The sequence below is a fragment of the Chengkuizengella marina genome, from assembly GCF_009910845.1.
GTDB lineage: Bacteria > Bacillota > Bacilli > Paenibacillales > KCTC-33759 > Chengkuizengella > Chengkuizengella marina.
Genome location: NZ_SIJB01000047.1, coordinates 1 through 15316 on the forward strand (window position 1 = coordinate 1; position 15316 = coordinate 15316).

The following is a 15316-nucleotide window of genomic DNA, read 5'->3' on the forward strand; positions in this document are numbered from 1 at the left end:
ATAAAACGTTAGATAATTTTTCCTTTAGCTTTTTCTCTAGTACAGCTTTTTCTTTTTCGTCCAGTTCTTCACTACTTATCTTGTCTGGATCTTCTCCAGTAGGAATTGCAAAAGAACGTAAAAATAAATATTTAAATGCATATGTCATTGCCTTTCCTACACCTTTATCTTGTGTATCCGATCCAGTACCACTTGATACTAATATTTCATATTCACCTGTTTCGGCATCAACTATCTTGTATTTCACATCTACGGTGGATAGTGTCCCTTCTCTCTTGTGAATCTGCTCAATAGGGAACACTATTAATTTATTTTCAATTAATTCTTGTCTAACTCTTGAAGTTACTTTTTCTTCTGTAATTGCTTTATAATGGTTTTGTCCAAACTGTATATGATCATCTTTTACAAGGTAGTCAATGGCTTGCATTACATTCAGCATTTTTAAATGTAAAGACAAAATTTTCACCGACTTTCAAAATTAGAATATTAATGATATAATTGCCTCGAAATATTTATTAATTTATTAAGCGTAGCTGTTGCCGCAGCTCGCTTTTTCTATTCGTTCAATGTGCCTTCTAGCAGTCTCTTTAACCTTTATAGCTTTGTGATCAGTAAAAGTATTTTTTTCATAAATCTGTTTCCATACCTCATATTGGCTCACGCCACAACACCCCTTTCATGTTCAACATTTAGAATCATTTGTTGTTCAATTCTTAAATCATCAATATATTTTTGAACCCTTCCTTGTACCATTTCTATCATTTGTTTAGTCAGTTCTTGTACAAATATTCGTTCACTAGAAACTCCTAAAAATAATTCTATATAGTTACATAATTGAATGAACGAAAATACAGCATGTTCATATTGAAATGTCATGTTGTTGAAAGGTTCTAGCTGCATCCAATACTCTTGATTTTCCACTATATTAATAAGGGCTAACTGAGGTACTGATGGATAATCATGAATGTATTCATCAATCTGACAAATTACTTGTTTACTAATGCGATCCAGTGTATCCGTAACAATATCTTTCGTATTTACACACATAAGTATTGCACCTCCACTACATCACCACATTCAATTGCTTCTTTAAAGCACTCTGGACAATGTGGTTGTTTATCTTTATAAACTAACCATTCCGCTTGATTTCCACATCCGCATGTATTTAAGTTATCTACTGTTTCAAATACTGGTGATTCATTACTTCCTGCAAATCTATCCAAATTCATCATGCTATCTCTCCTTTCTCTTCGTCTTTCTTTTTAGGAACCCAAGCGTTAACATATTTAACAACATCTTTTCTATCTTGCCTTAATACATCACGATAACTAGGTACTCCCCAGCGATCCTTAATATCTCGGTATATCTCAGCAAATAAATACCTACGTTCTTCTTTGTCTTGAGAAAACATGTATACTCTTGATGAAATCTTTTTTTGTAATCCTCGTTGCTCACCTTGAGTGATTGTTATCTGCTTGTCCACTTTTTGTTCAACACTTTCAATTTTTTGTTCTAGCTTTGGTATCTTAACAATCATGTCTGCTGTTCTATGGAGAGCTAACGCCTCAGCTTCAACTTTTGTTAAGTTTGGTATATTGTTTTGAAGTTCATCCTTCATTAGTTTGAATTCTTCAATAAACTTCACTTTCATTTTCATTACTTCAACTGTTGTATAAGACATAGCGATTAATGTAAAAGCATCTTCAGTTAAAAGATATTTCTTATACAATTGTTTGTTTTGAGGGTGTACATAATGGGTCTCCCCAAAGTTGGGGAGTGAGAATTTTTCTTCCCCTGCTTCAATTAATTTTTCTATCTGACTCTCAATATCCCTTATTACATGGTCATGTCTTTTCCCAAATACTTTTGCTACTGTTAAACTATCTGTTACTGGTCGATTGTTTTCGATGTATACTAATTGATTCATTCTTTCACCTCTCTTTTAATTTTTCTTAGTTTAGTAATACTTCATCTTTCCTTTCTTGCTCATGTAGCCAACTAAAAAAGGAATCTTTTGAAACTCGTTTACTTCTTCCAATTCTGATTAAAGGGAATGATTTTAACTCCATAATTTCATAAGCTCGCCTTTCAGATATATGTAGTATCTTCTTAATGTGTTGTGCGGATAAGATATCTGGTAAATCTTGAATGTAATTATCCAAGCTATAATGACTTTTATTTTCATTTTTTTTATAATCTTCTGATAAATAAGCTCTGTTTTTTTCAACATTCTTTAAAACACTTGATACAAGTTCAGTTATAGATTGAATCGTTTCCTCAGAAATTTGGATTCTAATATTAATTTCTTTCATATTCATCCCACCTAATTGTTTTTAATTAGTATGGGCTATTACCGTATGGATTTATTTGGATTTCTTTTTTTCTTTCACCTTCCTTTATTTAAGGATTGCTGTACTTTATATTTTTTATCAACCTCCGTCCATCTCACTCAATAACTGCAATAAATACTAAAGATACTAATAATTCATAATTTTATTCTTCTTTCTTTGATTAATAAGCTTTTTATTCTTCTATTAAATAGTTTCATGTTTTTTCATAGATTAGAGATTAAAAAAATAGAATTTCACACATCTTCTTTTTCAACTAATGTGTGAGCACATTTCCAAACTGCTTGATAGAATCTATTAAGTATTTCTAATTCTTCCTCTTTGGTTTTGTTGACATAAGCGTCATCACAGAAAATCATCTTTGTGTTACCAGACATATACTCCTCTACTACATTCCCTTTGATTTCCATAATAACTTCACCTCTCTTATAATTTTTCAATCATTTCTACTTTAAACTATCTGTTACTGATCGATTGTTTTCGATATAAACTAATTGACTCATTCTTTCACCTTCCTTTATTAGAGTTTTCTAATCAACTTCCTCACTTTTCGTATAATTCAAGCTCTCTTGCTCTCTCATCCAATTATCAAGTGTGCTTGTCCTAAATATTATTCTTGGTTTTTGAGAATCTTTAGCACCAAGCTTTATATGAGGTATATCTCCTTCTTTACACATTCGATATAGTAATTTATCTGAAATACCTGTGTACTCAGCTGCTTCTTTGATATATTTAGTCTCTTATCCTGAAAATCTACGTCCTGAAATCCCTTTTGTACTGATGTTAATGATTTTACTGATATATAAGTTTTTAATTTAACAACTAACTCAACAACATTTATTACAAGAGCATTTATTAACTCAATTGTTTCCTCTGATAATTGATCTTTCTCTTTTCTCATTTACTTATCCCACCTAATTATTTTTAATTAGTATGGCTACTATTGCATACAATAATTATGCTTGACCCTCTAGTCTGTCTCCTTCCTTTACTTGATAGAAAAAAATTAATAAGGTTGTTCCTCTAACCATGTCACTAGAAACACCCTTGTTTCTCTTGCTGGAAAGTACCACTTATGTCCTACTTTTCTTTTCGGGAATCTCGGATCAAAAAAGAATGTGTCCTGTATAGTATTCCAACTCATACATGTACGACGTTTTAATTCTGCTGTGTCCCAAAAAACATATTCTAAGTCAATTTCTTTAACTATTTCAGAAACTTTTTGTTTACAAAGTTCTTGAATTTCTTTTTTATCCACTTGAACAGTTAACATTTTCTATCACCATGCTTTCTAGTTTCTGAACATTTATCAAAATATTGTATTTCCGTCATTTTCAACATGTTTAAATCCACATCTAATGCATTGGCTAACTTTAGTAATGCATCTATGCTAGGAGCGTACCTCCCGTTCTCAATATCTGATATATAATTCCTTGACAAACCTGTAGTATCAGAAAGTTCATGTTGTTTGAGTTTCTTTTCTTTTCGATATGTTTGAATTACAACTCCAAGAGCTTTTTTGTTCATTATCAATCACCTCCTGTAGTTATAATGTATAGTATTCACGACATTATGTAAAATCGGAAATGGAGGGAAAATTGGCAATATGTAGTTATTATCACATTATTGCTTGTATTTTCGTCATAATACTAATATTTACTTGTATTTCCGTCTTTTAAAATGCCTTGTAAAGCCGACATTTAATTAGTATAATGGAAACAAATGTCGGGCATGCCGACAAAATAAAGAAGGTGTAAATCAAATGTCTATTGGAATTAATGTTAAACAAATTCGTAAAAGTAAAGGTTTTACCCAAGTAGAGTTAGCAGACCGCGCTAATCTTTCTAGATCTTATTTAGCTGATGTTGAACGTGATCGATACAACCCAAGTGTTGAAACATTAAACTCTATTGCGAAAGCACTTGGTGTCAGTTCGAGTTTTTTATTAGGCGCTACGAAAGATGAGTTAGAATGTAGAAAATTATATGATGAGATTAGAATTAATGTAGACAAAATAACTTATGGATACTATCCCAACAAAAAATTTACAGATCAAACAATCAATACAATCCATGAAGAATCAACAGAGATAAGAAAGAAATATAATGTGGAATTCGAATATACACCAGATGGTGTAATGGGAATTTGTGAAGATATGTTTGATCAGAAGTTCCTTCAGGATTTTGTTCGAATGGTCGAACGTGTTAGAGAGAATGTTGAAAAAAATGAATCTTTAAATATTTATAACGAAAAACGCGATTTTAAAAAAATGCTGGAGGACGATACAGAAATGTCATTTGACGGTAAACCTTTAAGTAAAGTGGAAAAAGAAAAAATTTTGCGACTAATGGAAGTAATGTTAGACGATAAAAAATAAAAAATTGAAAGGAGAAATATCTAGTGGCTAGTTTTAAAAAACATAATACTGGATGGGAATACCGTCTTAAATATAAAGATCCTATTACAAAAAAATTTAGAGAAAAGTCTCAACGTGGGTTTTCCTCAAAACCAGAAGCACGAAAAGCAGCAGAAGAATTTGAAAGAAAGTTAGCTCAGGGGTACGAACAAACAGACATCAAACTTGCTGACTATTTGACAATATGGATCAATGATTATAAAAAAGGAACTGTAAGAAAAAACACGATTGAACTACACAAAAATAATGTAAAAAATCATATCATCCCCTACTTCCAGAATATTATGCTATCTGACGTAAAACCTATCATGTATCAAAAATTCTTAAATGAATTAGCAGGTAAAGGTTATAGTAGACGAACAGTTCAAATAGTTAACACTACAATGTATAATGCCATGGAGAAAGCAGTTACACTTGGAAAACTAGAGAAAAATCCGTGCAATGGGGTTGAAATTAGAGGAGAGAAAAAGAAAAAGTCAGTTCAGTTTATTGAATCTGATGACATACCAAAATTTTTGAAAACTTCATATCAATATGGTTACATCTATTGGATTTTTTTCAAGTTGTTAATTGAAACAGGTATGCGAAAAGGTGAAGCTGCTGCCTTGAAATGGACAGATGTAAACCTTAAAGAACGAATAATAAGAATTGATGAAACATTAGACTTTCAAGCGAAAGATAAGAGTGAGTTGTTTGGTGATACAAAAACTCATAAATCTGAAAGAACCATTCGTATTAGCCAATCGTTAACCAATGATTTAAAATATCATATGAATTGGCAAAATCAAAACAAACTTACTTTAAATGAAGCTTATCATCATGATTTAAATCTTGTACTTTGTCGTAATGATGGAAACTTTATGCCAAAATCATCTCTATTTAATGCTTATTCTCGTATCCTTAAACGCGCAGACCTTCCAACACTACCGATTCATTCTTTAAGACACACTCACGCAGTCATTCTATTGGAATCAGGAGCAGACATGAAATATGTTCAAGAACGTCTTGGTCACGGAAGTTATAAAATTACAGCTGATGTATATTCGCATATTTCAAAAAAATTAGAAGAAACCAATATGGATAAGTTCGAAAAATTTACAAATCACATTTTGAATAACTCGGGGGCAAATCAGGGGCATTAATTTAAATCTAATTCCAAATCACTCTCTTGCCCCCAAAAACAAAAACCCCCGATACCAATGGTACCAAGGGTTTTACCTCTTAATAAGATGTCATGTATTGATCTCTTTCCCATTCATGAACTTGTGTTCTATACATATCCCACTCTATTTCCTTTAACTCGATAAAATGTTCTAGTGCATGATCTCCTAAAGCTTCACAAATGATTTCATTATTTAGAAGACTTTCCAAAGCTTCTGATAAAGAGTAAGGTAGTACCGGAATTCCACTTTCAATACGCTCTTCCTCTGACATCACATAAATATTACGGTCAGTTGGTTCAGGAAGTGTAAGTTTATTTTCAATTCCATCAAGTCCAGCTCTTAACATAACTGCTAGTGCTAGATAAGGATTGGCGGAAGGATCGGGACTGCGAACCTCAATACGAGTACTTAAACCTCTTGAAGCAGGGACACGAATCATAGGACTACGATTACTTGCTGACCAAGCAACATATACGGGAGCTTCGTATCCAGGTACAAGACGTTTATATGAGTTTACAGTAGGATTTGTTAATACTGTAAACGCACGAGCATGTTTTAAAATACCTGCCATATATTGACGAGCTGTTTCACTTAAACCTAACATATCGCTCTCATTGTAAAATGAATTTTCTTTTCCTTTAAACAAGGATTGATGACAATGCATTCCAGATCCATTTACACCAAACAATGGTTTAGGCATAAAAGTTGCATGGAGGTTATGTTTTCTAGCGATAGTTTTAACGACTAATTTAAAAGTTTGGATCTGATCTGCTGCTTTAACTGCATTTGCATATTTAAAATCAATCTCATGCTGACCTGGAGCTACCTCATGGTGTGATGCTTCGATTTCAAATCCCATTTCTTCTAATGTTAAAACAATTTCACGACGACAGTTTTCACCAAGATCTGTAGGAGCTAAATCAAAATATCCTCCTTGATCATTTACCTCTAAAGTTGGGCTTCCCTTCTCGTCCGTTTTAAATAGGAAAAATTCCGGTTCAGGACCAACCTTCATAGACGTAAAACCTAGTTCCTCAGCCTTCTTTAAATTTTGTTTCAAAATGGCTCTTGGATCACCAGCAAAAGGAGTACCGTCAGGCATATAAATATCACAAATTAAACGAGCAATTTTATCTTCTTCGTACCATGGATAAATTAACCATGTTTCAAGATCAGGATATAGATACATGTCAGATTCTTCAATACGAACGTATCCTTCAATGGATGAACCGTCAAACATCATTTTATTATCTAGCGCTTTTTCTAACTGGCTAACTGGAATTTCAACATTTTTAATCGTACCTAACAAATCCGTGAATTGAAGTCTTATAAATCTTACTTTTTCCTCTTTTGCACTACGAATAATCTCTTCTTTAGTAAATGACATACGATCTCTCCTCTTGTTATAAGTATTAATTATTTATTATAAAAACGAGACAATTCACCTTGAATCAAGGAAACTTGACCAGGACGTTTTGTTCTCAATTGTCTCTTTAAGTACTTGTGTAGGTCAGAATCTGTCAGTTCTTTTCTAGCAACTTCTGTTTGTTCATTGATGACTGTTGCATCATCTGAATTTTTTTCTATTGGTAAGAGAACTTGTTTAATTCCAGCAATGTTAACTCCTTTTTCAATTAATGATTTTATTTCAAGAAGTCGCTCTACATCATTAAGTGAGAACAAACGTTGGTTACCCGCCGTTCTTGCTGGAACAATCAATTCATGTTGTTCATAATAACGAATTTGCCTTGCTGTTAGATCAGTTAATTTCATTACAATTCCGATAGGAAACAAAGCCATATTTCTGCGTATTTCATCACTCATTAGATCAGCGCCTTCCACTTAAAGTATCTACATAAATTGTAACGCTGAATTGTGAACACGTCAAGTTAATGTTATGTTTTATTACAATAAAGATTACATTATGTTAAAAATCCTCTCCCCAAGTTTAAAAAACAAAGCTTTCATGAGTTAAAAATACTAAAAGTCAAACATGAATTCATGAATTTACTGAATATAACATATCTTTTACAGCATTAATGACAGCAAACTTACAATGTGAATAAGTAAGCCCTCCTTGCATATACGCAATGAACGGTGGACGAATAGGTCCATCTGCAGATAATTCCAAACTTCCCCCTTGAATAAAAGTCCCTGCTCCCATAATAACCGGATGATCATAACCTGGCATATCCCAAGGCACAGGAACAACGTGTGCATCTACAGGTGAAGCTTTTTGAATACTTTGTACAAATGAAATTAATTGTTCTCTGTTTTCAAATTGAACCGCCTGAATTAAATCAGACCTGCTGTCTTTCCAATTTGGATGTGTTTCAAATCCAATTTTTTCAAACATGGATGCAGCGAAGATACTCCCTTTTAAAGCTTGTCCTACAAAATGAGGTGCAAGAAATAAACCTTGGTATATTGTACGTGTTGTACCTAACATTGCACCCACCTCTCCTCCAATACCGGGAGCTGTTAATCGATAAGATGCCAATTCAACATACTTTTTTTTACCTGCTATATATCCACCAGAGGAAGCAATTCCACCCCCAGGGTTTTTAATTAATGAGCCAGCTATCAAATCAGCTCCTACTTGGGTAGGTTCAAGAGTTTCTGTAAATTCTCCATAACAATTATCTACAAATACAATCAGTTCAGGATTTATTGTTTTTATTTTTGAAATCATCTTTTCGATCTCTTTTATAGAAAATGCTGATCTCCATTCATATCCCCTAGAACGTTGAATACCTATAACCTTCGTTTGATTGTTAATATTTTTAATGATTTCCTCCCAATTCACACTTCCATCCGAAAGAAGATCCACTGCACTGTAATGAATGTCATAGTCCTGTAAAGAACCTAAACCATCACCTGATTTACCTATTACATTATGTAATGTATCGTATGGTTTGCCTGTAATAAATAGTAAATGGTCCCCAGGTCTTAATAAACCAAACAAAGCAGTATTGATCGTATGGGTACCAGAAACAAAGTGGGGTCTAACGATAGCTGACTCTGCATCAAATACATTTGCATAAACTTTATCTAATATTTCTCGTCCTCTATCATTATATCCATATCCCGTTGAATCATTAAAATGAAAATCACTCACTTGGTTTTTTTGAAAAGCATCGATAACCTTCCATTGATTAGTATCAATTCTGGCATCTACTGCTTTTAACTTGTGTTCAATCTGTGCCTCTACTTCTTCAACGATTTGTTGTATATCTTCTGGCTTATACATTACACTTTTTCTCCTATTTTTTTGATCTGTTTTTCAATCATTTCCGCATCGTAGGAATGGATACGAACTGTCAAAATCAAGTTGTCTTCATCTAACTTTTCTTCAATCACATCACTTACTTTTTTTATTAGAGCAATTATTTTTCCTTCTTTTGTAGAAACGGAGTAAGTTTTTACCTGGTCTAAAAGTTTGTTTTGTATTGATAATTTTAATTGCTCTATGTCTTGTTCATCAAAAGCAGAAATAAACAAATGATCACTATTATTTGCAAATATCATCTTCTTTTGGGAAGATTCACAAATATCCTTTTTATTATATACCACGATGGTTTCTTTTCCTTGTACACCTAAATCAAGTAAAACTTCATCAACAACATTCATTTGCTCTTCAATCAACTCTGAAGTACTATCTACAACGTGTAAAATAAGATCTGCCTCACGCACTTCTTCCAGTGTAGCACTAAAGGCTGCAACTAAATCATGAGGCAAATCTTGGATAAATCCGACTGTATCAGTCAATCCAACATTTTTACCACTTGGTAATTTCAATGTCCTTAATGTTGGATCTAAAGTAGCAAACAACTGATTCTCAATATATATGTTAGCGCCACCTGTCATTTGTTTAAGCAAAGTTGATTTTCCTGCATTTGTATAACCCACTAAGGCCACTTGATAGAGGTTTGATTTTTTCCTTCTGACTCTATGTAAGTTTCGATGTCGAGTAACCTCTTGAAGTTTCTTTTTTAAATCTGTAATTCGATCTCGAATATGTCGACGATCCATTTCCAATTTGGTTTCACCTGGACCCCTTGTGCCAATCCCTCCCCCTAAACGCGATAAATTTTTACCATGTCCAGACAATCTAGGTAATAGATAACTTAACTGAGCTAGTTCTACTTGTAAGTAACCTTCCCTAGTGTTAGCTCTTCCAGCAAATATATCTAGAATCAGTTGTGTTCGATCAATAATTTTGGCATCTAGAAAAAACTCTAAATTTCGAACTTGTGCTCCTGAAAGTTCTTGGTTGAATATCACCGTATCCACTTCTAGCTCAACTATTTGTTCCTTAATTTCTTCTGCTTTCCCTTTGCCAATAAACCATTTTGAATCAATCGATTTTCGATATTGTTTTATCGTTTCCATAACGTGTAACCCAGCTGTTTCAGCAAGTAATATTAATTCATTCAAAGAATACTCTTCTAACTTTAATTGTTTTGTATCTTGTAAAATAAGGCTGACTAGCAACACCTTTTCTTTGTTTTTATTATTTGAGTGATGGGTTGGCATTAAAAAGTTGATCCTCCTATACATTTTTTTCTAGATTTGAGTGAGTTTCAAACTTAAAGTCTTCTGGTTGCATATTCATTAAGTCTTGTTTTGAAGGTGATTTTACTTCATTTAGAAGACGAACTGCTTGATGCCTTATCGCCTTTTCAATTTGGTTTCTGACATGTCTTGCATTGCTAAATTGATGAGAGTTATAACGTTTTTCATAAGACAAATGATTTCTCAATTTCATTAAGGTCTGAGGTAAAAAGGTGTATTCTCTTTCTTTCATCATCAACTCAGAAATTTTCACTAGCTGATCAATGGAATAGTCAGGAAACTCTACTTGAATTGGAAACCTTGAACTTAATCCAGGGTTTATTTTCAAAAAATCATCCATCTCATTGGAGTAACCAGCTAAAATGAGAATGAAATCATGTTTTAAATCTTCCATTGCTTTCACTAATGTATCAATCGCTTCTTTACCAAAATCTTTTTCTCCACCTCGAGCAAGGCTATAAGCTTCATCTACAAATAAAATACCACCCACAGATTTTTTAATCAAATTTCTTGTTTTATTGGCCGTATGTCCAATGTATTCACCAACAAGATCTGCACGCTCAACCTCTACTAATTGACCTTTACTACAAACATCTAGTGCATGAAACATTTTAGCTATTATTCTAGCTACTGTGGTTTTACCTGTTCCAGGATTTCCTTTAAAAATCATATGGTACACATGTTTATTACTTTGTAAACCCGCTTCTTCACGCATTTTTGTCACTTGTAATAAAGCATAAATTTCATACACAAGATCTTTGATTTTTTCTAAACCTATCATTTGTTCAAGTTCAGAAATGATTTCTGATAATTTTTCGTTTTTTTCTAGTGGGATCGCTTTCCCGTTTAATTGAAGTTTTGATTTTTCAGACGACACTATATGTTGACGTTCAACATGTTTAAAAACAACATTAATTTGACGCGTATTTTTTGTAACAATTGTACGTTCATTGCTCAAAACATTTCCATCCATCAAATCATCACCTCAGAGGTAAGGGTCATACAGTATACGCATATGCCTATATAAAAGTGTTTAAATTTTTTATAGTGCCTATTTAAAAAAAGGTTCGTATTTCATACTTTTATGCTGAAAATAAAAAGAAAATCACCATTCGATGATTTCAGTTATGTGTAATACCCACAGTTTAAAACAATGATCACTCATTACATAAAAACTCACAGCTAAATTAACATCAATAACTGGAAGATGTGAAAAAATGTGCGCTTGCATCAGAACACCAGTCCAATCAAGTTAAATATTCTTAACATAGTATATATTACGTCATAGAAAAAGGAGGGATACTAAATGAGTTGTTATAGTAGACGTTCTGGTAGTGGAGGAGCTGTAATTGTTTTAGTACTATTCATTCTTTTAGTTATCATCTTAGCAGCTGCGATTTACGTTTAAAATCAAATAACGTTCAGTAACAGTTAACCAAATTTCCGAGATCAATATCGGAGAATCATTTTTCTTTGAATAAATCAACAGATAGTCTCAGTGGAGATCAGATTCCCATTGAGACTATCTTAAATTACTAAAATGTATTTACATGTCTCTCTTAGACATATTACAATCATATATTTTATATCAAAAGGAGTAATAAAAAGGGTTCTAGTCCAATTAAAAGCTATCCTTATTGTATAAAATACTAAAAAATGTGTTCTTATCATAGGGTACTTGTCTATACAAAATGAAGGTTTTGAACATAATATATATTACCTCTTAGCAATAGGAGGTATTTATCCACCACTATGCGCTCATTTATCTATCTCTACAGGAAAAAACCTCACTATTCATTTATGTAGTGAGGTTTTACTATATGTAAACTAATAAATGAATAAGAGGGTATTTAATAAATGAGTAAATCCATACTAGATTACTGCGTAATCATTCAATCACTACACATACGACTATAAATGTCCATTTTTATAGATTCTCCATTTGATGTTTGTTCAACAAATGACGAGGTCTTACTAAATTTATTACTTTCTAATAATGCTATTGATTTACTGTTTAAAGAACTGGTACAGGCCTCAATTGATCTAAGTTCCATTTTGTTAAATCCATAATCAACAACTTTTCTTAATGCCTCAGTCATAATCCCTTTACCTACGTTTTTAGGGAATAATGCATAACCTAGCTCTGCTTTTAGTTGATCTATCGAAATATTCCAAATGGAAATGGTGCCAAGTATTTTATTTGTATTTACATCCGTAATTGCCCATATAATCCACTTATTGTTCTCTATCCCTGTATTCATACGACTGATATAATTTAAGGCTTCTTTAACACTCGTATATATTGGCAGGTCAACATACTTAAAATTTTCTTTATTGGACTGATATTCAAAAATAAAATCTGCATCATTCCACTCAAGTTGTCTTAATATTAATCTATCCGTCCTTAACGTTGGAAAAGGATTAAAAATAAATTGAACCATACCATAAATTCCTCCTATCAATCATTAACTGATAATCATACATTTTATCTTACCACACATATGTTCGTTTATTAACAATAAAAAGAAAATCATCATACGATGATTTCCATAAATAAAATACTTCCTATGTTGAATAAATGGGTACTTTTTGCACGTTATTAATTTAAATAAACACCTTCTAAATCAGGCAGGTAAATTTCAACGGTAGTTCCTTCATTTATCCTGCTGCTAATATGGATTTTTCCATGATGTGCTTCTAAAATTTTATAACACATCATTAAACCTAAACCCGTGCCTTTTTCTTTCGTAGTATAAAAAGGTTCTCCTAACTTTGCTAAGCGCTCACTTGAAATCCCATTTCCTTCATCCTGTACACAAACGATCAGCTTATTACAAATGGATTTAATTTTGACTACTATATTTCCACCATTTGGCATCGCATCAATTGAATTTCCAATTATATTCCTAAAGCATTTTTTTAATAGTTTTTCATCACACCTAATATACATTAACTTGGTTTTTATTTTTAAGTGAATTTGAATATTATGCTTCCCTGCATCCTTTTTCATAGAAGAAATGACATCCTTGACGATCTTATGAAGATCATGTTTTTCAAGCTCAACAACTTGTGGTTTCGCTAAAGATAAAAATTTGTTCGTTATCACATGAATATGCTCTAATTCAGATTTCATAATATCAATATGTTTTAAAGTGTCAGGGCAGTTTTTATTTTTCATATTTAGTTCCATAATTCTAACAAAACCTTTTAGTGTAGTTAATGGATTTCTGATTTCATGAGCAAAACCAGCAGCTAATTGACTCACTATGGATTGCTTCGTTGTTTTCTGTAATTTTGTTTCTGTGACATCATCTATTATCCCAATAATCATTGGTTTATCTTGAAACTCCATTAATGAAAACTGTAATTTCAAACTAATGATCGTATTCTTTTTATGCAATCCTTTACATTTCATTTCAAATTTATTTATATAACCGTCCATCAATTTCTGTAGGTTACGTTGAATCACATTTCTTTCTTCAGTCACGAATAAATCAAGTATATTTTTTTCTAATAGTTCATTATGAGAATATCCGTACATCTCGCACAATCTTGCATTTACAAAACTAAATTCTCCATCTTGATATAAAAAGATACCTACAATTGAATTATTTAAGAGTGATTGATATCTAATCCGTGAATGATCCAAATTTGTAATTTCGGTATATGTTCCAACCACTTCAATAGTGTCACCATTCTTTAACACTGGCTTTAAAGTAACTAAAAAATAAGTGTTTTTTAAATAAATACCTTCGAAGGAAACTATTTTTTGTTCTTCCCATGCTTGACTATAATACTTTTCTACTCTTTTCAATTCGCTACCATTAAAAAAGTCACTAATCTTTTTACCTACTAGATTTTTTAGTTCAAGTTTCTCTCTTTTCATTATAGAACCGGCAAATGTAGTATATATAAACTCTCCATCAATTTTTTTACATTTAAATATCAATCCATTATAGTGATGAATCAAATTCAAAGCACTTCTATATTCACTTGCTTCCCAGAAGATAACATGAGATCCAGCCAATTTGTCATCTACATAAATAGGTAAAAATTTCATTTCAATAGAAAGAGTTTGGCCATTTTTACAGATGATATCTATTTCCTTAACATGTGTATAGATTTCACCATCTAAAATTACCTTATGTTTTTTTATGTAATCATTGATATTTTGTTGAATCGTAAAGTTTGTAAGAGGTTGGTTTAATAACTCTTCCTTTCTATAACCCAATTTTATTCCAACAGCTGTATTTGTGAAAACAATATGACCTTCTAAATCACATGAGATAATTGGAAGGTTATTATATATTTGAAAAGATTTGAAAAATTGTAACTCTTCCTTTATTTTAACCTCATTCAGTTTACGTGAAGTAATATTTTCAATTGAAAGAGAAATAAATGGAACTTCTTCATAAAGAAATATAGAAGCATCTATCGATATCCATAATAATGAATTAACGTTTTTTTCAACTTTATAGGTGTCTATCTTCCCATATATCAATGGTTCAAGTTCATGTTTATTTAGTTTTAAATCTTTAATATGAAAGCTTGATTCTATAGGATCAGGGAAATTCTGTTCTGGATAGCCTAATATTGCGCAAAATTTGTGATTCACTTTTATACATGAGCCAGAGGGGGAAACAATAGCCAACCCATGCGGAGAAGTTTCAAAAAGATGTTTATAAATACTGAGGTCTGATCTAGTTAAGAATTTTTGGACAACATCTTCTTGTTTTGATAGAAATGCTTTTTTATCTAACATACAAATTCTCCTAGTTTTCTGAATTTTTAGACACGGTTATTACTATTATATT

Annotated in this window: 20 protein-coding genes; 2 read left to right on the top strand and 18 right to left on the bottom strand. The window is 32.0% G+C overall.

From position 1 onward, the window contains the following. The 11 genes from ERL59_RS18530 to ERL59_RS18575 all read right to left on the bottom strand — a co-directional run. Positions 1–457 (bottom strand): ERF family protein (locus ERL59_RS18530; protein ID WP_235929955.1); only part of this gene is annotated, 457 nt, incomplete at its 3' end. A 66-nt stretch (positions 458–523) separates the two neighbouring features. Beyond that, complete coding sequence (locus ERL59_RS18535; protein ID WP_160647736.1) at positions 524–661, bottom strand: hypothetical protein; 138 nt, start codon at positions 659–661, stop codon at positions 524–526. Further along, the gene (locus ERL59_RS18540; protein WP_160647737.1) at positions 658–1047 is read right to left on the bottom strand and encodes a hypothetical protein; all 390 of its coding nucleotides are present in this window, start codon (positions 1045–1047) and stop codon (positions 658–660) included. Before ERL59_RS18540 ends, ERL59_RS18535 begins: the two co-directional genes overlap by 4 nt. Beyond that, positions 1038–1232, bottom strand: coding sequence for a hypothetical protein (locus ERL59_RS18545; protein WP_235929956.1), 195 nt, complete (start codon positions 1230–1232; stop codon positions 1038–1040). Before ERL59_RS18545 ends, ERL59_RS18540 begins: the two co-directional genes overlap by 10 nt. Next, positions 1229–1927 (bottom strand): Rha family transcriptional regulator, encoded by a 699-nt coding sequence (locus ERL59_RS18550; protein WP_160647738.1) that lies wholly within the window; start codon positions 1925–1927, stop codon positions 1229–1231. Before ERL59_RS18550 ends, ERL59_RS18545 begins: the two co-directional genes overlap by 4 nt. A 25-nt stretch (positions 1928–1952) precedes the next feature. Further along, positions 1953–2312, bottom strand: coding sequence for a hypothetical protein (locus ERL59_RS21470; protein ID WP_328699980.1), 360 nt, complete (start codon positions 2310–2312; stop codon positions 1953–1955). A gap of 272 nt (positions 2313–2584) precedes the next feature. Further along, positions 2585–2758 (bottom strand): hypothetical protein, encoded by a 174-nt coding sequence (locus tag ERL59_RS20855; RefSeq protein WP_201763635.1) that lies wholly within the window; start codon positions 2756–2758, stop codon positions 2585–2587. Positions 2759–2878: 120 nt separating this feature from the next. Beyond that, positions 2879–3076 carry a helix-turn-helix transcriptional regulator gene (locus tag ERL59_RS21650; RefSeq protein WP_160647781.1) on the bottom strand — a complete coding sequence of 66 codons (198 nt, stop codon included), beginning with the start codon at positions 3074–3076 and terminating at the stop codon, positions 2879–2881. Next, positions 2995–3249 (bottom strand): hypothetical protein, encoded by a 255-nt coding sequence (locus ERL59_RS18565; RefSeq protein ID WP_160647739.1) that lies wholly within the window; start codon positions 3247–3249, stop codon positions 2995–2997. The genes ERL59_RS21650 and ERL59_RS18565 overlap by 82 nt, the downstream gene beginning before the upstream one ends. A gap of 105 nt (positions 3250–3354) precedes the next feature. Next, entirely contained in the window at positions 3355–3621 is a 267-nt protein-coding gene (locus ERL59_RS18570) for a group-specific protein (protein WP_160647740.1), read from the bottom strand. Next, on the bottom strand, positions 3615–3875 hold the full coding sequence (locus ERL59_RS18575) for a helix-turn-helix domain-containing protein (RefSeq protein WP_201763636.1): 261 nt from the start codon (positions 3873–3875) through the stop codon (positions 3615–3617). Before ERL59_RS18575 ends, ERL59_RS18570 begins: the two co-directional genes overlap by 7 nt. 235 nt (positions 3876–4110) lie before the next feature. Here ERL59_RS18575 and ERL59_RS18580 point away from each other — a divergent pair, with 235 nt between their 5' ends. Beyond that, entirely contained in the window at positions 4111–4725 is a 615-nt protein-coding gene (locus ERL59_RS18580; RefSeq protein WP_160647741.1) for a helix-turn-helix domain-containing protein, read from the top strand. Between the two features lie 23 nt (positions 4726–4748). Further along, a complete protein-coding gene (locus ERL59_RS18585) occupies positions 4749–5906 on the top strand; it encodes a tyrosine-type recombinase/integrase (protein ID WP_160647742.1) in 1158 nt (385 codons plus the stop codon). 79 nt (positions 5907–5985) lie between these two features. Here ERL59_RS18585 and glnA read toward each other — a convergent pair whose 3' ends face one another. From glnA to ERL59_RS18620, 7 genes are all read right to left on the bottom strand, one after another. After that, entirely contained in the window at positions 5986–7314 is a 1329-nt protein-coding gene (gene glnA, locus ERL59_RS18590; protein ID WP_160647743.1) for a type I glutamate--ammonia ligase, read from the bottom strand. A gap of 29 nt (positions 7315–7343) precedes the next feature. Further along, positions 7344–7751 (bottom strand): MerR family transcriptional regulator, encoded by a 408-nt coding sequence (locus ERL59_RS18595; protein ID WP_160647744.1) that lies wholly within the window; start codon positions 7749–7751, stop codon positions 7344–7346. 175 nt (positions 7752–7926) lie between these two features. Then, entirely contained in the window at positions 7927–9177 is a 1251-nt protein-coding gene (locus ERL59_RS18600) for a methionine gamma-lyase family protein (protein ID WP_160647745.1), read from the bottom strand. Beyond that, the gene (gene hflX / locus ERL59_RS18605; protein WP_160647746.1) at positions 9177–10463 is read right to left on the bottom strand and encodes a GTPase HflX; all 1287 of its coding nucleotides are present in this window, start codon (positions 10461–10463) and stop codon (positions 9177–9179) included. The genes ERL59_RS18600 and hflX overlap by 1 nt, the downstream gene beginning before the upstream one ends. Positions 10464–10479: 16 nt before the next feature. Next, on the bottom strand, positions 10480–11475 hold the full coding sequence (locus ERL59_RS18610) for an AAA family ATPase (RefSeq protein WP_160647747.1): 996 nt from the start codon (positions 11473–11475) through the stop codon (positions 10480–10482). Positions 11476–12394: 919 nt separating this feature from the next. Continuing rightward, positions 12395–12943 (bottom strand): GNAT family N-acetyltransferase, encoded by a 549-nt coding sequence (locus ERL59_RS18615; protein ID WP_160647748.1) that lies wholly within the window; start codon positions 12941–12943, stop codon positions 12395–12397. Between the two features lie 158 nt (positions 12944–13101). Beyond that, complete coding sequence (locus tag ERL59_RS18620) at positions 13102–15264, bottom strand: PAS domain-containing sensor histidine kinase (RefSeq protein WP_160647749.1); 2163 nt, start codon at positions 15262–15264, stop codon at positions 13102–13104. Between the last annotated feature and the right edge of the window lie 52 nt (positions 15265–15316).